General features: G+C 68.2%; 17 protein-coding genes. 12 read left to right on the top strand and 5 right to left on the bottom strand.

Annotation, left to right across the window (positions count from 1 at the left end; genetic code table 11):
• Positions 1-173: 173 nt before the first annotated feature.
• Positions 174-2,000 carry an ATP-binding protein gene (locus tag HCU76_RS32950; RefSeq protein ID WP_218511624.1) on the top strand — a complete coding sequence of 609 codons (1,827 nt, stop codon included), beginning with the start codon at positions 174-176 and terminating at the stop codon, positions 1,998-2,000.
• Positions 1,997-3,352 carry a sigma-54 dependent transcriptional regulator gene (locus HCU76_RS32945; RefSeq protein ID WP_218511623.1) on the top strand — a complete coding sequence of 452 codons (1,356 nt, stop codon included), beginning with the start codon at positions 1,997-1,999 and terminating at the stop codon, positions 3,350-3,352. The genes HCU76_RS32950 and HCU76_RS32945 overlap by 4 nt, the downstream gene beginning before the upstream one ends.
• Here HCU76_RS32945 and HCU76_RS32940 read toward each other — a convergent pair.
• Genes HCU76_RS32940 through HCU76_RS32930 form a run of 3 tightly spaced genes read right to left on the bottom strand, consistent with a single transcriptional unit; the run spans position 3,345 to position 6,118 of the window.
• Entirely contained in the window at positions 3,345-4,400 is a 1,056-nt protein-coding gene (locus HCU76_RS32940) for an amidohydrolase family protein (protein WP_213955948.1), read from the bottom strand. The genes HCU76_RS32945 and HCU76_RS32940 overlap by 8 nt on opposite strands.
• Positions 4,401-4,425: 25 nt before the next feature.
• Complete coding sequence (locus HCU76_RS32935; RefSeq protein WP_213955947.1) at positions 4,426-5,418, bottom strand: tripartite tricarboxylate transporter substrate binding protein; 993 nt, start codon at positions 5,416-5,418, stop codon at positions 4,426-4,428.
• Between the two features lie 49 nt (positions 5,419-5,467).
• Positions 5,468-6,118, bottom strand: coding sequence for a 4-carboxy-4-hydroxy-2-oxoadipate aldolase/oxaloacetate decarboxylase (locus HCU76_RS32930; RefSeq protein WP_213955946.1), 651 nt, complete (start codon positions 6,116-6,118; stop codon positions 5,468-5,470).
• A 95-nt stretch (positions 6,119-6,213) separates the two neighbouring features.
• Between HCU76_RS32930 and HCU76_RS32925 the strand changes: the two genes are divergently transcribed.
• Both HCU76_RS32925 and HCU76_RS32920 read left to right on the top strand, forming a co-directional pair.
• Positions 6,214-7,164 (top strand): LysR family transcriptional regulator, encoded by a 951-nt coding sequence (locus tag HCU76_RS32925; protein ID WP_256354648.1) that lies wholly within the window; start codon positions 6,214-6,216, stop codon positions 7,162-7,164.
• Positions 7,161-8,135, top strand: a complete 975-nt coding sequence (locus HCU76_RS32920; protein ID WP_218511622.1) for an SMP-30/gluconolactonase/LRE family protein — start codon at positions 7,161-7,163, stop codon at positions 8,133-8,135. Before HCU76_RS32925 ends, HCU76_RS32920 begins: the two co-directional genes overlap by 4 nt.
• A gap of 42 nt (positions 8,136-8,177) precedes the next feature.
• Here the strand turns inward: HCU76_RS32920 and iaaH are convergent, their stop codons facing one another.
• Positions 8,178-9,656, bottom strand: coding sequence for an indoleacetamide hydrolase (gene iaaH / locus HCU76_RS32915; RefSeq protein WP_213955944.1), 1,479 nt, complete (start codon positions 9,654-9,656; stop codon positions 8,178-8,180).
• Positions 9,657-9,812: 156 nt separating this feature from the next.
• Between iaaH and HCU76_RS32910 the strand changes: the two genes are divergently transcribed.
• From HCU76_RS32910 to HCU76_RS32875, 8 genes are all read left to right on the top strand, one after another.
• Positions 9,813-10,547 (top strand): aldolase, encoded by a 735-nt coding sequence (locus HCU76_RS32910; protein WP_218511621.1) that lies wholly within the window; start codon positions 9,813-9,815, stop codon positions 10,545-10,547.
• A 136-nt stretch (positions 10,548-10,683) separates the two neighbouring features.
• Complete coding sequence (locus tag HCU76_RS32905) at positions 10,684-11,076, top strand: hypothetical protein (protein ID WP_218511620.1); 393 nt, start codon at positions 10,684-10,686, stop codon at positions 11,074-11,076.
• A 216-nt stretch (positions 11,077-11,292) separates the two neighbouring features.
• Complete coding sequence (locus HCU76_RS32900) at positions 11,293-12,237, top strand: FecR family protein (protein ID WP_218511619.1); 945 nt, start codon at positions 11,293-11,295, stop codon at positions 12,235-12,237.
• Positions 12,238-12,287: 50 nt separating this feature from the next.
• Positions 12,288-13,160 carry a DUF3365 domain-containing protein gene (locus HCU76_RS32895; RefSeq protein WP_218511618.1) on the top strand — a complete coding sequence of 291 codons (873 nt, stop codon included), beginning with the start codon at positions 12,288-12,290 and terminating at the stop codon, positions 13,158-13,160.
• Between the two features lie 27 nt (positions 13,161-13,187).
• The gene (locus HCU76_RS32890; RefSeq protein WP_218511617.1) at positions 13,188-14,708 is read left to right on the top strand and encodes a serine/threonine-protein kinase; all 1,521 of its coding nucleotides are present in this window, start codon (positions 13,188-13,190) and stop codon (positions 14,706-14,708) included.
• Positions 14,709-14,721: 13 nt separating this feature from the next.
• Positions 14,722-16,107 carry a type VI secretion system-associated FHA domain protein TagH gene (tagH, locus tag HCU76_RS32885; protein WP_218511616.1) on the top strand — a complete coding sequence of 462 codons (1,386 nt, stop codon included), beginning with the start codon at positions 14,722-14,724 and terminating at the stop codon, positions 16,105-16,107.
• Positions 16,089-16,829, top strand: a complete 741-nt coding sequence (locus HCU76_RS32880) for a PP2C family serine/threonine-protein phosphatase (RefSeq protein WP_218511615.1) — start codon at positions 16,089-16,091, stop codon at positions 16,827-16,829. The genes tagH and HCU76_RS32880 overlap by 19 nt, the downstream gene beginning before the upstream one ends.
• A gap of 215 nt (positions 16,830-17,044) precedes the next feature.
• Positions 17,045-17,497 (top strand): cupin domain-containing protein, encoded by a 453-nt coding sequence (locus HCU76_RS32875; protein ID WP_218511614.1) that lies wholly within the window; start codon positions 17,045-17,047, stop codon positions 17,495-17,497.
• Positions 17,498-17,647: 150 nt separating this feature from the next.
• Here the strand turns inward: HCU76_RS32875 and HCU76_RS32870 are convergent.
• A partial coding sequence (locus HCU76_RS32870; protein ID WP_218511613.1) for a tyrosine-type recombinase/integrase occupies positions 17,648-18,194 on the bottom strand: 547 nt, incomplete at its 5' end.

Below are 18,194 nucleotides of genomic sequence, written 5' to 3'. Positions count from 1 at the left end.
GCCTGTCTGAATATGCCGATCCCTGGATCGGGTGAGCAGGTGGCCGTGATCTCAAGGTTCGGCAGCGACTTCGAGAGCGCTGATCTGCTCGGTTCGATTTCTCAGCGGCACATCCTGGCCAGCGTCGGGCTGCCACCGATGCGGACGGCCCGGGCTTGTGCAATAACGGTCCGATGAAGCCCAGGGAGCCGGTCCGGCCACTCGATCCACCCCGCAGCAACCGCAGGCTCTGGCTTGGCCTCACACGTTGGTGCGCCGCACTGGCGCTGGTCGCCCTGGCCGCCTTCGCGGGACACCAGCTCGCCATGCAGGCCGGCCTGGCTCGCGTGCGTGAGGCGTCTGCCCACCGGCTCGACATGCTCGCGACCGGCCTCGATGCCGAACTGGCCCGCTTCGACTACCTGCCCGCGCTGCTGGAGATGACGCCCATCGTGCCCGCGTTGCTCGGCGCGCCGTCCGATGCCGGGTTGCGCGATTCAGTCAACCACTACCTCGATGGCGTCAATGCCGCGGCCGGCGCGGAGATGCTCTACGTGCTCGACAGCACCGGGACCTCGCTGGCCGCGTCGGACTGGGACAAGCCGGGCACGACCGTCGGCCAGGACTTTTCCTTCCGGCCCTACGTCATCGATGCGATGAGCCAGGGCAGGGGGCGCTTCTACGGCGTGGGCATCACCAGCAAGCGGCCTGGCTACTACCTTTCCTTCGCACTGCGCCGAGAGCCGTCGTCGCGCGGGGTGGTGGCCGTCAAGGTCAACCTCGAGGAGGCCGAGCGCGCGTGGCGCAAGCTGCCGGGCGACGTGGCCTTGTTCGACGAGCGCGGGGTGGTGATCCTCTCGACGCGGGAAGACCTGAAGTTCAGGCCGCTGCGGCCCCTGGACGACCAGCAGCGCGCCGACGTGCAGCGCTCCCGGCCGTACGGCGAAGCGAGCCTCCTCCCGCTGCAATGGACGCAGAAGGAAGCGCTGGCGCCCGAGGTGCAATTGATATCGCTCGATGGCAGGGACCAGCTCCTGTCCGAGCGTGCATTGCGCGGCGCGCCGTGGCGACTCGTGGTGTTCGACGACATGGCGCCGTTGCGCCTGGCTGCCCGCAATGCGGCGATCACCGCGAGCCTGGCGATGGCGGTGCTGTTGCTCGTCGGCGTGGCGCTGTGGCAGCGGCGTCGCGCGGTGCGGCACAAGCTGGCGAACCAGGCGGCGTTGCAGGCAGCGCACGACAGCCTCGAAACCACCGTGGTCGCGCGCACCGCGCAACTGCGCGCTGCGCAGGACGAGTTGGTGCACACGGGCAAGATGGCGGCGCTGGGGCAGATGTCGGCCGGCCTGGCGCACGAGTTGAACCAGCCGCTCACCGCCATGCGCGCCCTGTCGGAAAGCGCGGCGATCCTGCTCGACAAGAACAGCTACGACGACGTGCGCGGCAACCTCAAGCGCATCCGCAGCATGGTCGACCGGCTCGCGCGCCTGACCTCGCAGCTCAAGACCTTTGCGCACAAGAGCGAGCTTCCGGTCGTGCCGGTCGTCCTGGCGCACAGCATCGACGAAGCACAGGGCATGCTGGCCGACGCGCTGATGGACCAGGGCATTGCCGTCGAAGTCGAGGTGCAGCCCGGCACGCTCGGCGTCATGGCGGACGAGGCGGCCCTGGGCAGCGTGCTCGTCAACCTGATGCGCAACGCCATCGACGCGATGCACAAGGCGCCGCGTCGTACGCTGCACCTCCGGGCCAGGCAGCAGGGCGAGCGCGTGCTGCTGGAGGTGAGCGACACCGGCCCCGGCATCAGGCCCGACATCCTGTCGCAACTGTTCGAGCCCTTCGTCACCAGCAAGCCAGCGGGGGCGGGGTTGGGCCTGGGGCTCGTGATCTCTGCACAATTGGTCCGCGCCATGGGCGGTACCTTGCGCGCGGCCAACCTGGAGGCGAGCGGCGCATGCTTCGCCATCGACTTGCCTGCGAGCAAGCCTGACGACCCCATCCACAGGAGTGATGAACAGTGAGTGATGTCCCTGCCATCCGGGTGCTGCTGGTCGAGGACGACGAGGACGTGCGCATCAGCACGACCCAGGTCCTGAGCCTTGCCGGCCTGGATGTCGAAGCGTTTTCCAGCGTCGAACGGGCGCGGGACCGAATCAGCCCCGGCGTGGCCGCCGTCGTGGTGTGCGACGTGCGCCTGCCCGGCATGACCGGCACCGAATGGCTGCATGAACTGCACAAGACCGACCCCGAGCTGCCCGTCATCCTGATGACGGGCCACGGCCATATCGCGATGGCCGTGGAAGCCATGCGCGACGGTGCCTACGACTTCATCGAGAAGCCCTTCACCACCGAGCGTCTGGTGGCCATCACGCGCCACGCCATCGAGCGACGGCAACTCACGCTGCAGGTGCGTACGCTGCGCGAGGCGCTGGAAAACTGGAACGGAATCCAGTCCGTGCTGATCGGCCGCTCGGCGCAGATGCAGCAGGTGCGCCGCACGGTGATGACGCTGGCCGAGACCTCCGCCGACGTGCTGATCTACGGCGAGACCGGCACCGGCAAGGAACTGGTGGCGCGTTGCCTGCGCGACTACAGCAAGCGCCGCCGGCAGCACTTCGTGCCGCTCAATTGCGGCGGCCTGCCCGAGTCGCTGGCGGAGAGCGAACTCTTCGGCCACGAGCCCGGCGCCTTCACCAGCGCCAGCCGGGTACGCGTGGGCAAGTTCGAATACGCCAATGGCGGCACGCTGTTCCTCGACGAGATCGAGAGCATGCCGATGGCGGTGCAGATCAAGCTGCTGCGAGCGCTGCAGGAGCGTTCGGTGGAGCGCATCGGCTCCAACAAGACCATTCACTTCGACTGCCGCGTGGTGGCGGCGAGCAAGGACGACTTGAAGGAACTCAGCGACAGGCAGAAGTTCAGGGCCGACCTGTACTACCGCATCGGCGTGGCTTTCATCGAACTGCCGCCGCTGCGCGAGCGCCGGGAGGACATCCCGCTGCTGTTCGAGCATTTCACGCTGCTGGCGGCCAGCCGGTTCGAGCGGATCGCGCCGGTGCTGAGCAGCGCCCAGTTGGCCGACCTGATGGCCTATGCCTGGCCCGGCAACGTGCGCGAGTTGCGCAACGTGGCCGACCGTTTCGTGCTCGGGCTGCTGGGGGAAGGGCGCCTGACGCAACTGCACGCCAGCGAGGCAGCCTTGCCGCAGGGTTTGCCGCAGCAGGTCGAGTCCTTCGAGCGCGCCGTCATCGTCGAGGCGCTGCGCAAGCACCATGGGGACCAGTCGGCCACGGCGTCCGCGCTGTCGGTCCCGCGGCAGACCTTGTTCGACAAGCTGCGCAAGCTGGGCGTGACCGCGGAGCAGTTCAAGTAAGCGACGCGGCCGATTCGCCCTGGAGCAGCCCGGCCTGCTGCAGCCGTGCATCCAGCCGCCCGTACACGCGCCGCGCATTGCCTTCGTAGATCTGCTGGCGCTGCTCGGGCGCCAGCGCGGCGGCCTCGATGTAGCGGCGCGTGTCGTCGAAGTGGAAGCCGGTCTCGGGGTCGATGCCCTGCACCGCGCCGATGATCTCCGAGGCGAACAGCACATTGCGCACCGGGATCACGCCGGTGAGCAGGTCGATGCCCTTCTGGTGGTACACGCAGGTGTCGAAGAACACGTTGTTCATCAGGTGCTCGGCCAGCGGCGGCTTCTTCATGTCCTGCGCCAGGCCGCGGTACCGGCCCCAGTGGTAGGGCACGGCGCCGCCGCCGTGCGGGATCACGAAGCGCAGGGTCGGGAAGTCGCGGAACAGATTGCCCTCCACGAGCTGCATGAAGGCGGAGGTGTCGCCGTTCAGGTAGTGCGCGCCGGAGGTGTGGAAGGCCGGGTTGCACGACGCGCTGACGTGGATCATGGCCGGCACGTCGAGCTCGACCATCGCCTCGTACAGCGGATACCAGCTGCGGTCGGTGAGCGGCGGGTCCTTCCAGTAGCCGCCCGAGGGATCGGGGTTGAGGTTGCAGCCGATGAAGCCGAGCTGCTCCACGCACCGGCGCAGCTCGGCCACGCAGTTGCCGGCCGGGACGCCCGGCGACTGCGGCAACTGGCACACCCCCGCGAAGTGCTGCGGGAACATCGCGCAGATGCGGTGGATGAGCTCGTTGCACAGCTGCGACCAGACCTCGCCGGTCTTCGCGTCGCCGATGTGGTGCGACATGCCCGCCGCCCGCGGCGAGAAGATCGTCAGGTCCACGCCGCGTTCGCGCTGGATGCGCAACTGGCCGGTCTCGATGCTTTCGCGCAACTCGTCGTCGGTGATCTGCGGCGGCTTCAGCGCCGCGAGGCGTGCCGGGTCGTGGAAGAACGCCGCCTGCGACAGGCGGAACTCCTCGAGGCGCCGCGGCGCGGTGGTGTAGTGACCATGACAGTCAATGATCATTCGCTGCTTTCTTGCTGGCTTGGGTTCAGTCGAGCGTGATGTTCGCCTTGCGGATCAAGTCGCCCAGCCGCGCGGTCTCGTTGTGGAGGAGCGTCTGGAACTGCTGGGGCGTGCCGTCCGGCGGGAGATCGGAGCCCAGGTCCTGCAGCCTGCGCATGGTGTCCGGCTGGCGCAGCACCTCGGCGATCTCCTTGTTGAGGTACTGCACCACCGCGTCGGGCGCCTTGCTGGGCGCCATCACGCCGTACCAGAGGGAGATGTCGGCAAAGCCGATGCCCGCTTCCGCGAAGGTGGGCACCTCCGGCATCAGCATCGACCGCCTCGGACCGCTGACCGCGAGCGCACGCAGCGCGCCGCTGCGGATATGGGGCAGGACGACGATGAGCGAATCGGACGAACTCATGATCAGGCCCCCAATGACGTCCATCGTGGCCGGGCCCGCGCCGCGGTAGGGGACGTGGACGATCTTCGTCCCCTCGCGCTCGTTGAGCATCTCGACGACAAGGTGCGTGGGCGTGCCCGGACCGGCGCTGGAGAAGTTCACCTCAGCCGGATGCGCCTTGGCGTAGGCCACGAGTTCCGGCACCGTTTTCACGTCGACCTTCGGGTTGACGAACAGTGCCAGCGGCACCGCCGCCACCTGGATGACGGCGCGCAGGTCGCGCTCGACCTCGTAGTTCAGCTTCATCAGCGACTTGTTGAGCGCCATCGAGATGTTGCCCATCAGCAGGGTGCAACCGTCGGGCGCCGAGTGGGCGACGAACTCGTTGCCGATGCTGGTAGATGCGCCGCCCTTGTTGTCCACGATGACCGGCACGCCGAGGCGCCGTGAGAGCGGGTCGCCGATGATGCGCGAGAGCACGTCGGTGGCGCCGCCCGGCGGATTGGGCGCGACGAGGTGGACGGCGCGGCAATCGAGCGGGCCCGCCGCGTTCGCCACAAGCGGCGCAAGCCCGGCCGCGGCCACCACGAGAAGGGCTTGCAGCGACTGGCGCCAAGAGAATCCAGGCTGTGTCATCGATGTCTCCGGTTCTGGTTTTTTGTTGGGCTGGCGAAAGATCGCCCGGCTAATCCATGCCGTAGGAATGCAGCAGCGGTCCGAGGTCGAGCAGTTCGACCGTCGTCTTGCCACTGCGCAATTGCTCGCGGAACTTCTCTTCCTTGTCCTCGCGCGCCTGGCAGGCATCGACGACGTGGGCCACCTCTTCGGCAAGCACGACCACCACGCCGTCGCGGTCGCCGACCACCACGTCGCCCGGCCGCACCACGATGCTGCCGAAGACCACCGGCACGCCGATCTGGCCCGGCTGGCGCTTGTTGGTGCCCTTGATGGAGATGCCGCGCGAAAACACCGGGAAGCCCATCTCGACGATGGTGTGGGAATCGCGCACCGAGCCGTCGATCATCAGCCCGGCCGCGCCGCGCTGCATGGCCGCGCAGGACATGACGTCGCCCCAGGGACCGGCCTCGACGAAGCCCTCGGCATCGACGACCAGCACCTGGCCGGGCACCAGCTTGGTCAGCGCGTAGTGCAGCGCCAGGTTGTCGCCGGGGCGGCACTTGACCGTGAGGGCAGGGCCGGCCACGCGCATGCCCGGGTCGAGCGCGCGGATCGCGCCGTCGACGGCACCTTTCTGGCCCTGGGCCTCGTGGATGGTGGCTGTGCCGAAGCGCTTGAGCGCTTCCAGCTGAGAGGGACTGGCACCGTTGGAAGTCATTGCATGCTTGGTTTGTTGTGGGCGTGCTGAAGCGTAAAGAGAGTCGAAGAAAAAGAAAAACTAGTTTTTATGGTGGATAAAAATAGAATATTCCTATGATGAATGCGACGCTGAACCAGCTGAGGGCCTTCCTGGCCATCGTGCGCGGTGGCAGCTTCCAGGCCGCCGCGCAGGAACTCCACCTGAGCCAGCCCAGCATCTCCCAGCGCGTGCGCGAGCTGGAGGCCGAGCTCGGCACCCGCCTGTTCGTGCGCCGCGGGCCGCGCATCTCGCTCACGGCCGAGGCGCATGCGCTGATGGTCTACGCCGAGCGCATGGTCTCGACGGCGCAGGAGATGGGCGAGCGCTTCGGCAGCCGCAACCCGCTCAGGGGCACGCTGCGCATCGGCATGAGCGAGAACTTCGCGCTGCTCGCGCTCGGCGAACTGCTGCGCCGGCTGGAGCAGCGCTACCCGGCGATCCGCACGCTGCTGTTCGTCGGTGACTCCGGCCAGCTCAGCGCCAAGCTCAATGCCTGCGAACTGGACATTGGCATCGTGGCCGAGCCCGGCCTCGAGCCGCACGTGGCACAGCAGCCGGCCGGCTACAGCCTGCTCGGCTGGTTCGCGCACCCGGGCTTCCGGCCTACGCGCGACGTGCTGTCGCCGGCGGACCTGGCGCACGACCACCTGATGATCGCGCCGCCGGGCTCGCGCCAGCACAGCACCATCGGCCAATGGTTCTCGCACGCCGGCGTCACGCCGGCGCGCATCAGCACCTGCAACAACGTCGGCGTGACGCTGCTGGCCGTGCAGCACGGGGCAGCCATCGGCCTGCTGCCGCTGCGCGTGGTCCGCGACGAACTCGCCGCGGGAACCGTCAGGCTGCTGCGCGTGTCACCCGAGATCCCGGCCCACCGGATCTCCCTCTGTTACCAGACCAGCGAGATGGGCGAGGGCCTGCTTGAACTGGTGGAGTTGCTGGGCACGGTCATCAACGATTTCGAAGTCTTTGCGGCGCGCCCATCCACCACGCGCCGCGGCATGCAGTCAACGGAGAAAGAATGAAGAACCCATCGCTTGATTCCATCGTCCCGCCCGGCCCCTACGCGGCGCACGACATCGTCTGCACCGGCCTGCGCTTTCCGGAAGGGCCGGTGGCGCTTCCGGACGGCTCGGTGCTGGTGGTCGAGATCGAGCGGGGCTGCCTCACGCGCATCCAGCCCGACGGCGCGGCCTCCGTCGCGGCGCAGACGGGCGGTGGCCCGAACGGCGCGGCCGTCGGTCCGGACGGCGCGATCTACGTGTGCAACAACGGCGGCTTCGAATGGGCCCGCGGCGACGGCCTGCTGCGTCCCGCAGGGCAGCCGGCCGACTACCGCGGCGGCAGCATCCAGCGCGTGGACCTTCGCACCGGCCAGGTCGACACGCTCTATGACGCCTGCGACGGCCACGTGCTGGCTGGCCCGAACGACCTGGTCTTCGACCACCACGGCGGCTTCTACTTCACCTGCAACGGCAAGCGGCGGCCGCGCGAGGCGGACCGCGGCGGCGTGTACTACGCGCTGCCCGACGGCAGCAGCATCCGCGAGGTCATCTTCCCCATCTTCTTTCCCAATGGCGTCGGCCTCTCGCCCGCGGAAGACCTGCTGTACGTGGCCGAGACCGAGACCGGCCGGCTCTGGGCGTTCGACATCGTCGCGCCGGGGCAGTTGAGGCTGCTGCCGTATCCGTCGCCCAACGGCGGCCGCTACGCGTTCGGCTCGTCGCACTACCAGCGCTTCGATTCGCTCAAGGTCGAGCAGGACGGGCGCGTCTGCGTCGCCACGCTGTCGCGCGGCGGCATCACGACAGTCGATCCCGACGGTGGCAACGAGACCTTCGATGCGCTCGACGACCGCATGGTCACCAACCTGTGCTTCGGCGGCGACGACATGCGCACGGCCTGGATCACGCTGTCGTCCACCGGGCGGCTGGCACGCATGCGCTGGCCCCGGCCCGGGCTGAAGCTCAACTTCCAGGACCTGGCCCGCTGCTGAGGCCCCGAGGCAGCCGTTCAGCGTTTGCGGCCCGCGCCGCGATCAGATGTCAGGCGCCGGTGGCAGCCCCAGCACCGCTTCAATCGCCAGCCCGATGGCGAGAAGGCGACGGTCGCTGCCCAAGGGCCCATCGATCTCCAGGCCGACCGGCAGCCCGCTGGCGGACATGCCCGCCGGTTGCGCGAGCCCCGGCAGGCCGGCGTTGCTGCCTGGGTCGACATTGCGGATGAGGACCTGGAACTGGGCCGCCGGCCCGCCATCCTGGGGCACGTCGTTGATCGACACCGCACCCGAGAACCCGGGGTCGATCGGCGGCGGCAGTATCGGCACGGTCGGGAACAGCACGCCTTCGACCGCGTGCTTTTCGAAGTACCGGGCGTAGAGCGCCATCAGTTGCGGCCTGTGCACGCGCATCGCCTGCTCGTAGACCTCGGCGGGCATATCCCTGGCGAAGCCGAAGATGCCCTTCACATCGGGGCTTTCAACCTGGGCGATCACGTCCTCGATGCCCAGCGGGATATCCCTTTCCTTCAGGTAGGCAGGCAGGTCGCGGTGATAGAACTCGTAGAGCGCGACTGGCATCGAGACCTGCGCGTTGAGTGCCGCCCAGCCCTCGAGATCGGCCTCGACAAAGACCACGCCGGCGGCACGCAATTTCTCAACTGCGGCACTCGTCACCGCCTCGACCTCCGAATCCAGGTTCTCCCAGAAACCACCGCGTGGCAGGCCCAGTCGCAGCCCTGCCAGCGAGGCCGGTGAAACCCCCTCTGTGCCTGTGATGACGGCGTCGAGCAACGCCACGTCGGCGACGTTGCGCGCCATCGGGCCGACCGTGTCGCGTGTGCGGGAGATCGGCACCACGCCCGCGCCCGGATAGCGGCGATCCTTGCCGCCGTTCCCGACGGAAGGACGCAGGCCGACGATGCCGCAGAAGGAGGCCGGGTTGCGCACCGATGCGCCAGTGTCCGTGCCCAGCCCGGCCGGCGCGATGCGCGCCGCAATCCCGGCAGCGGTCCCGCCGGACGATCCGCCGGGGATGCGCGTGATGTCGTACGGGTTCTGGACAAAGCCGCAGGCCGCGTTGCTCGACGTGCTGCCGAAGGCGAGCTCATGCATGTTCGCCTTGGCCAGCACGATGGCGCCGGCCCGCAACAGGGGATCGAGCACCGGGGCATTGCGTGCCGGCAGGAAGCCACGCAGGGCCGGCGTCGCAGCCGTGGTCTCGATGCCCTTGGTATCGATGTTGTCCTTCACGTAGAGGGGCAGGCCGGCCAAGGGACCCAGCGCATCGCCCCGCGCGCGTGCCTCGTCGATCTCGCGGGCCGCCTCCAGCGCCGCGGCGCCGTTGAGCGTCACCCAAGTGTTCAGCGAACGGAGTTCGTTCGCGCGCGCCAGCAAGGCCCGGACGTAGTCCTGCGAACTGAAGTCGCCGCGCCTGAAGGCGGCAAGCACCTCCACCGCGCTCAGTTCCAGCATCTGTGAGGTCGACGGGGCGGGGGAGGAGGGGGAAGTACTGTCCATTTGGAATTCCTTGGTGTGCTGCGGGAGCGACGAGTTCGGCCGGGTGAAGTCGAGGGCATTGCAACCCGGAGTTGACGTGATTTCAAGTGCGGCCATGGTGGAGTTGCATTCAACCCGGGGTGCGCAGGCCCCAGCCTCCAGATATTCTTCACCCCCATGGAAAAGACGCTTGCACTGAACTCGATCCTCGCCGACGACAACAAGGCACAGCCGCATTCCGGTGTCCTCGTGGAAGCGGCGCGCATCCTGGCCCATCAAGGCCACGCGGTCGGCCTCGCGGGCCAGGTCACCTTGCGGGATGGGGATTCGTGCCGGTTCTGGACGCTCGCGCTGGGCGTCGGGCTTGAAGAGGCCACGGCGGCCGACGTCCTGCGGCTCGATGAGGGATTGAACATCCTGGAAGGTCGCGGCCGACCGAATCCCGGCGTGCGCTTCCATGGCTGGATCTACCGGAACCACCCGTCCGTGAAGGCGATCGTCCACACGCATCCGCCGGCGACGTCCGCGCTGTCCATGCTGGGCATCCCGATGCCGGTGGCCCACATGGACGCTGCCATGTTCCATGAGGACTGCGGATTCCTGGCGCACTGGCCCGGCGTGCCCACGGGCGACGATGAAGGCATGCTGATCTCGCAGGCGCTTGGCAACATGCGTTCGGCGATGCTCGTGAACCACGGCGTGGTGTGCACGGGCGCCAGCCTTCAGGAGGCGATCTATCTCAACGTGTTTGCCGAACGCAATGCACGCATGGTGCTCGATGCCATGGCGGCCGGCAGCCTCAAGCCGGTGGAGCCGGCCGCAGCGCGCGAGGCGCACGACTTCCTGCTACAGCCCTCGATCGTTGAAGCGACTTTTGCCTACTGGGCGCGCCAGGCCAGCCGACGCGCATAGGCCTGGAGGGCCTGCAAGAGGCCCATCCGGGTGGACACCCGTACAACCCACTAGAACTTCATATCTAGGCCGCCAGACAGTTTGCCCTTTGCATTCGCGCGGCGTATCGTGGTTGGCACGAAGGAAGGAGACAGCCATGCCTTCACCCGGAAGCCCCGACCCCGCAGCCGCGCGCGGCGCTCCGCCCATGCCGCCGGGCGCATTCGGCCAGCCTGGCGCGACGGCGCCACCCCCGGATGCCGTGCTGTGCGAACACGCCATCGAGACCATCTGGCGCTGCCTCGATGCGCATGATCTCGTGGACGAGCATGTGCGGGCCGAACTGGTGACGGTGCTGGAACCCCTTGCGGCGCTTCCCCTGGGGCCGCTGCCGCAACGGTTGATAGACGCGCTGAAGTTGCCGAATCCCGTGGATGCCTCCCGGCTTTATTGGCTCACGCGCCGGCTGCTGACGGTGGTGCCGGTGCTGCAGGAGGCGGAGACCGCATTCGAACGGCCCGCAAAGCGCCCGCCCGCGCCGCTGGCCTGACGGCAGACGCGCGTGAGGCAGGGACTGGCCATCTGGCCGTCTGCCTTAAAAAGACGCACACCCCGAGGGGTACTTGGCTAATATTGACATTAGTCAATCTGGCTTACAACCAGATTCAATCGATTGTTTCGATGCCAGCGGAGTCAGGTGTTGCGGCCCACGAAGTTCTTGTCAGGGTTCCTGCTTCTGTGCGTCGCGAACCTGCTCGCGGCGTCATTGGCATTTGCGCAAGCCCCTGGCGCCACGCCGCCATCGGCGCAAGCTACCAGCTTCGTCGGCATCGTCGAGGGCGGCGCCACGCTGGTCCGCCAGACCACGCGCTACACGTTGGCCGAGGGTGTGCAGCTCAACGAGCAGGACGTCATCGAGACGGCGCCGGGCGGATTCGCCCAGATCGAGTTGCCCGGGGGCGTTCTGGTCGGCATCGGCGAGTCGACGCGGCTGATGCTGCGCCCTCGCGTGGGCAAGGGCATGACGGCACCACCGCTGTACCTGCTGGAAGGCTGGCTCAAGACCACTGCCCCTGCGCCCTTCGGCTACATGAGCCCCGCCTTTGAACTGGCGACGCAGGCCGGTACCACCGTGGTCTACACCAAGGGCGCGGAATACGAGGTGTTCCTGGAAGGCGGCGCCGCCAAGCTCTCGGTGCGCGACGGCCCGAGCGCACAGCTGGCCGCCGGCGACTTCGCACAACGGCGTGAAGGCGCCTCGCCGACGCAAGCGTCGCGCGCCACGCCAGAGTTCCTGAGCAAGGTGCCGCGCCAGTTCCGCGACAAGTTGCCCTCGCGCGGCGAGCAGTTCGCCAGGCGCAACGTGCAGCCCAAGGCGCTCGGCGAAATTACCTATGCCGACGTCGCTCCGTGGCTGCGCACCGAGCCGGCGCTGCGGCTGCCGCTGCTGCCGCTGTGGAAGCCGCGCGCGGCTGCCGACCCGGCTTTTCGGGCGGGCGCCAAGGCCGATCTGGCGCAACACCCCGAATGGGAGCAATACGCCGACCCCGAAGGCTATGCGCGCCGCGTGGCCGAAGAGGCCGAGCGCCGCCGCGCGCGGGAGGCGGCGGCAGCAGCGGCGCGGGCCAAGGCGGCGGCGGCAGCAGCCGCGGCCGCCGCCGCTGCCAAGGATGCCAGGGACGCCAACGCCGCGCGGGACAAAACCCAGTGAACCGTTGCACGTCGAGCCGCAACTCAGCGGACCACTGACTGGAGAATTCCATGCGCCTACTGTTCAAGTTCAACCTGATCTTCCTGGTTGTCTTCATTGCCGGCGTGCTCGGCGCGGGCAAGATTTCCCATGACCTGCTGCAGAGCAATGCGAAGCAGGAAGTGCTGAACCACGCCCGGCTGACGATGGAAAAGGCCATCGCGATCCGCGCCTACACCAACGACCAGATCCGCCCGCTGCTCGAGACGCAGATGAAGTACACCTTCCTGCCGCAGACCATCCCCGCCTATTCCGCCACCGAGGTGCTGGCGACCCTGTCCAAGACCTTCCCCGACTACACCTACAAGGAAGCCACGCTGAACCCGACCAACCCGCGCGACCGGGCGGTCGACTGGGAGGCCGACATCGTGAACCGCTTCCGCACCCAGGCCGACCAGAAGGAGTTCGTGGGCGAACGCGAGTCGGGCACGGGGCGAGCGCTTTATATCGCGCGGCCCTTGCGCATCACCAACGGCGCCTGCCTGGCCTGCCACAGCACCGTGGAAGCGGCACCGCGCACGCTGATCGACAAGTACGGCCCGGCCAACGGCTTCGGCTGGCAGCTGAACGAGGTGATCGGCGCGCAGGTGGTCTCGGTGCCCATGGCGCTGCCGCTGGCGCGCGCCGAGCAGACTTTCCAGGTGTTCATGGGATCGCTGATCGGCATCTTCGTGGCGATCGGCGTCGTGTTGAACGTGATGCTCTACCTGCTCGTGATCCGCCCGGTGACGGCGCTGTCGAAGGTGGCCAACCGCGTGAGCCTGGGCGAAGCCGACGTGCCGGAATTCAACTCGAAAGGGCGCGACGAGATCGGGACGCTGGCGAAGTCGTTCGCGCGCATGCGCAACAGCCTCGACCAGGCCATCAAGATGATCGATACCTGAGGCCAGAGGTCCGCCAGCCCTATGTCCGTGCCCTCCAATGTTGGTCCGTACCCGATCCGCGGCGTGATCGGACAGGGCGCGATGGGCATGGTGTACCTGGCGCACGATCCGGTGATCGACCGCCCCGTGGCGATCAAGACGATCCATCGTCGCCTGCTCGAATCGAACGACGAGACCAGCGTGGCGGCGCGCTTCCGGGTGGAAGCCAAGGCGGCGGGGCGGCTGACCCACCGCAACATCGTGCCGGTCTACCAGTTCGGCGAAGACGACGACTGCGCCTACATCGTCATGGAGTACGTGGCCGGACGGAACCTGCGCGAATATGTGCAGGCGCCGCGCAAGCTGGAGGTGCCGCAGGTGCTGTGCGTGATGCTGCAGCTGCTCGACGGCCTGCACTACGCGCACGAGCGCGGCATCGTGCACCGGGACATCAAGCCGGCGAACCTGCTGATTGCCGACGACGGGCGTCTCAAGATCACCGACTTCGGCATCGCGCGCACCGAATCCTCGAACCTGACCCGGGCCACCTCGATCATCGGCTCGCCCGGCTACATCGCGCCCGAGCAGTACACCGACCGGGAGATCGACCGCCGCGTCGATGTCTTCTCCGCGGGCGTGCTGCTCTACCGCATGCTGAGCGGGACCACGCCCTTCGTCGGCACGGACGACGCGATCATGTACAAGATCGTGTACGAAGCGCACAAGCCGCTGAGCGAACAGGCGAAGGAGCCCGCGCTCGCGCCCTTCGATGCGGTACTCGACCGGGCGCTGGCGAAGAATCCGGCGGAGCGTTACGCAAGCGCGCTGGCGATGCGCACGGCGCTGCTCGCGCTGGCCACGGAGACCTTGCCGGAGGTGCTTCCGGCCCACTTGCTGCTGCCGCCGCTGCTCGAAGACGCGGACGCCACGCGGGCCGCCCCCAAGGTGCGGGACTCGCCCGTGCCGTACACGCCGCCGCCATCCGTGTCCTCTGCCTCGTCCTCGGCGCCATCCCTGCAGCCGCAGACAAGCCCGATACCGCCCTTGCACCCTCCGGCCGCATCGCTGCCCGGGACCAGCCCGCCATCGGTTCCCGCGCCCACCGGATGGGACACGACCGCGCTGTCTGAAATCGAACACGAACTGGCCGAGCACGTGGGCGCGGTGGCGCGCGTGCTGGTGCGCCGCGCCGCGCGCGGCTTGAGCTCGCAATCGGAAGTGCGGCATGCCGTGGCCGGCGCGATCGTCGATTTCGAGGCGCGGGAGCGCTTTTTGGCCCGCGCCGCCGGGCCACGGACCCACCCCACGGCGACGGTGGCGGCCACCCACTTCCAGGCGACCGTGCCCCAGGTCGACGCGCCCATCGGCGTACCGATGCGCCAGGGCGACGTCGACAAGGCGGCTGCCGCGCTGGTTTCCTCCATGGGACCGATCGCGCGGATCGTCGCCAAGCGCTGCGCCGCGAAGTCTGCGACACGAGAGCAGTTCGTCGCCCAGGTACTCGAACAACTCACGCCCAGTGTCGATGCCCGCCGTGTGCAGGCCGACCTGTGGCGTGCCCTCGGCTGAAGGCTGGCCCGCCGTGATCGCACTGCGCGTCACACGCCGCCCCGGCGCCACGGTCCCCGACGAGACGGCGCTGGCGCTGCCGACCAAGGGACTCGTCATCGGCCGCTCGGTCGATTGCGGTCTGGTGCTGGCCGATCCGCTGCGCATGGTGTCGCGCCAGCACGCGATGGTGGTCGCGATCGGGGAGGGCGCGCGCGTGCGCTGTGTCAGCAGCCATTCGCCGCTGTGGGTGAATGAGGCGCAGGTCGCACCGGGCGGGGAGATGTCGTTGGCGGTGGGCGACAGGATGCGCCTGGGCGGCTTCGAGCTGGCCGTGGAGACCGTCGCGGCGCCGGCTGCGCCGCGCGCGCGGCTGGACCGCTGGTTCGATCTGGAGAGCGTGCGCGATCCGCTGGCTTCAGCGTCACCGCTGCCGGCCCTCGTGCCGTCGGCGGCCGAACCATCGCCTCCGGTAGCGCAGGCGCGCGTGGGGGCGCCGCAGCCGCTGCGGGCCGCGCCGTCAGCCGCAGCGCAGCCTGAGTCGTCACCCGCAGCGCAGCCGGAGTCGTCGTCGGACAGCGCGGTTGTGTCGTGGCAGACCAGCCGGCTTTTCGTGCGCACCGGAACACCGGGCATGTTGCGCACCCTCGCAGGCACGCCGCGGGCATCGCCGGCATGTGCGCCGACGATTACGCCATCGACTGCGCCAACGCCTGCGCCGCCACCCCTGCAGGCCCCGGCGCCCATGGCGACGCCGAGGCCGGCGCCGGCCACCGCGCCCCGTTCGCCGGAACTGCATGAACTTGCGGAGGCCTTCAGTCGCGGCGCCGGCCTCAGCCCCGACGTGGCGCCGATGACACCGGAGTGGATGGAGCATCTCGGCGAGTTGTTGCGCACCACCGCCGAGGGCACGCTCGCACTGCTGAAGAGCCGCGCGGTCGCCAAGCGCCACATGCGCGCCGAGGGCACGGTGATCGCGCCGCGCCAGAACAACCCGCTGAAGTTCTCGCCGAACGCGACCGAAGCCCTGACGCGCATGCTGCATCGCGAGCCCAGCCCGGGCTTCCTCGATCCGGTGGCGGCGCTGCAGGATGCGCATCACGACCTGCTGGTGCACCAGGTGGCCATGGTGGCCGGCATGCGCGCCGCGGTGTTCGAGCTTTTCTCCAGGCTGAGCCCCGAGGCGGCCGAGACCATGGAAGGCCCGGCGCACGGCATGACGCGGCGCCTGCCCTCCTTGCGCGCCGCGGCCCTCTGGCAGCGCCACTGCACGCAGCATGCGCAATTGCTCGAGCACCTGGATGACGACTTCGAGACCATCTTCGGCCGCGAATTCGTGCGGGCCTACGAAGCCCAGTCGCGCGACGACGACGACACCAACCCATCGCCGCTGGAACCGCCATGGCCGCCGGCGCGCTGAGCGTTTCGCTCGCGGCGCTGTCGGAGGTGGGGCGGCGCGACTGCAACGAGGATGCTTTCGGCTACTGGCTGGGCGCCGACTCTCTGGTGGCCGCCCTGTGCGACGGGGCCGGTGGCCATGGCGGCGGGCAGGTCGCGGCGCGTGCCGCGGTGACGCATGTGCTGGAATCCTTCGCGCAGCGGCCCGAGGTGAGCCTGGAGACGCTGCAGTCGCTGATAGAGGGGGCCAACCAGGCCGTCATCGCGCAACAGGTGGCCGGCACCGCGACCTCCGACATGCGCACCACCATCGTGGTGCTGCTGCTCGACCTGCACAGCGGCGAGGCGCTCTGGGCCCATGCCGGCGACTCGCGCCTGTACCGCTGGCATGGCGCCCGCTTGCTGGGCCGCACGCGCGACCAGAGCCTCGAACAGTCCCTGCGTGACGCCGGGCTCACCGCAAGCACCGCCGAGGCGGGGCAGTTGACCTCCGCACTGGGCACGCCGGGCGGATTCGACATGGAGTGCCTGCTGACGCCGCAGGTGCTCGCCTGCGGCGATGCGGTGTTGCTGTGCTCCGACGGCCTCTGGTCGGCTTTCGACGATGGGGCGATGGCGGGGAGCGTGGTCGGCTGCGATGGCGTGCAGGCTTGGCTGGAGCGGCTGGAGCAGGGCGTGCAGCGGGCAGGGCGAAGCGATCAGGACAACTATTCGGCGCTGGCGATCTGGTGCGAGGCGGGGTGAGCAGGCGGGGGACTGCCCCGGGCGGGTGCGGACAAGGCGTGGAACCTCGTCGCGGAGCGCAAGAACGCGACCAAAGGACGAGTCTCGTTCGTGCCGCGCCGCTTGTCGCCCGCGCCTCAAACACCGGCCGTTGGCATCCGGCGCATACTCGGTTCAGCTTCCTTCTTGAAGCGCTTTCGTATCCAGTCCAACCGGAGGTGACGATGGAAAGAGCGATGCATCCCACGCATTTTCAGCCGGGCGAAGGCAGGAGCTACAAGCTCGGCAGGATGACGATGACGTTCAAGACGACCGCTGCAGAGGGCTGGAATGCTTATACGGTCTGCGAAGCCATCGAGCCGCCGGACTCTGGTGCTGGCTATCACCGCCACGCAACTTACGACGAGACATTTGTCATTTGCGAAGGGCACTACGACTTTCGCCTCGACGGCAAGCTGCTCAAGCTGGGCCCTGGGGACGTCGTGTTTGTGCCCCGGGGCACACCGCACGGATTCTTGAGCACAGGGCCGGAAGCAGGCCGCCAGCTCATCATCAGTTCGCCCGGTGGAGTCTTCGATGCTTTGATAGCCGAAGTCTCAGCGCTTGATACGGGCAGCCCGACGCGCCGGGCATCGCAGGAGGCCAAGGATATTGCCGCGAAATACGGCCTTGAGTTCCTGGCTTTGTGAATTGGGGGCGGCTCGTCCCCGACACGGGGTTCACTCGGGCGGCAGCATGCGGCCATTATGAGAAGGCCCCAGTTATGAGAAGTTCTGGAGTGGTGAGTGCGCGGCTCACGACGTAGTTGGGCTCTCCGACACGCTCGGCCCTTCTCATAATCACAGCGTCTTCAGGAATTCAAGCAGCGAGTCGGTGGCGCTGAAGCGTCTTGCTGCCGTTTCGGGGTCTTGCAGCTTGGCCAGCGCCTTCTCCTTCATCGCGAGGTTGGCTTCCACGTACTGATGGGTGGTGGTTGGGCTCTCATGGCCGAGCCACAGGGCGATGCCCTCGATGGACTCGCCAGACTGAAGCAGATGCATCGCTGTCGTGTGGCGAACCGTGTGCGGGGAGATGCGCCGGCCCCGCAGACTCGGCATCCCTGGCGATGCCGCTGCCACCGCCAAGGCCAGCCGCTGCGTGACGTTGGTGCGCGTCATCGGATGGCCATCCCGGTTGGGCAGTAGCGCCGACGTTGGCGCCAACACGGGGTTCAGCCGCAACCAAGCCCGCACCGCTTTGACGGTAGATCGCCACAGCGGCATCGTCCGTTGCTTGCGGCCCTTGCCGTGCAAGTGGACGCAGGCCGCGCCGTCGAGCAAGACATCGGCCAGGCGAACGCCGATGATCTCCGACACCCGCGCGCCGGTGTTGTAGAGCATGTGCAGG

The organism is Variovorax sp. dw_308 (assembly GCF_019207085.1).
GTDB lineage: Bacteria > Pseudomonadota > Gammaproteobacteria > Burkholderiales > Burkholderiaceae_C > Variovorax.
This window is presented reverse-complemented; position numbering and strand designations above follow the sequence as displayed.

Bases quoted from the DNA above. Each gene is read 5' to 3' on its own strand.
- HCU76_RS32950 (WP_218511624.1), top strand. From the start codon at position 174: ATGAAGCCCAGGGAGCCGGTCCGGCCACTCGATCCACCCCGCAGCAAC.
- HCU76_RS32940 (WP_213955948.1), bottom strand. From the start codon at position 4,400: ATGATCATTGACTGTCATGGTCACTACACCACCGCGCCGCGGCGCCTC.
- HCU76_RS32935 (WP_213955947.1), bottom strand. From the start codon at position 5,418: ATGACACAGCCTGGATTCTCTTGGCGCCAGTCGCTGCAAGCCCTTCTC.
- HCU76_RS32930 (WP_213955946.1), bottom strand. From the start codon at position 6,118: ATGACTTCCAACGGTGCCAGTCCCTCTCAGCTGGAAGCGCTCAAGCGC.
- HCU76_RS32925 (WP_256354648.1), top strand. From the start codon at position 6,214: ATGATGAATGCGACGCTGAACCAGCTGAGGGCCTTCCTGGCCATCGTG.
- HCU76_RS32920 (WP_218511622.1), top strand. From the start codon at position 7,161: ATGAAGAACCCATCGCTTGATTCCATCGTCCCGCCCGGCCCCTACGCG.
- iaaH (WP_213955944.1), bottom strand. From the start codon at position 9,656: ATGGACAGTACTTCCCCCTCCTCCCCCGCCCCGTCGACCTCACAGATG.
- HCU76_RS32910 (WP_218511621.1), top strand. From the start codon at position 9,813: ATGGAAAAGACGCTTGCACTGAACTCGATCCTCGCCGACGACAACAAG.
- HCU76_RS32905 (WP_218511620.1), top strand. From the start codon at position 10,684: ATGCCTTCACCCGGAAGCCCCGACCCCGCAGCCGCGCGCGGCGCTCCG.
- HCU76_RS32895 (WP_218511618.1), top strand. From the start codon at position 12,288: ATGCGCCTACTGTTCAAGTTCAACCTGATCTTCCTGGTTGTCTTCATT.
- HCU76_RS32880 (WP_218511615.1), top strand. From the start codon at position 16,089: ATGGCCGCCGGCGCGCTGAGCGTTTCGCTCGCGGCGCTGTCGGAGGTG.
- HCU76_RS32875 (WP_218511614.1), top strand. From the start codon at position 17,045: ATGCATCCCACGCATTTTCAGCCGGGCGAAGGCAGGAGCTACAAGCTC.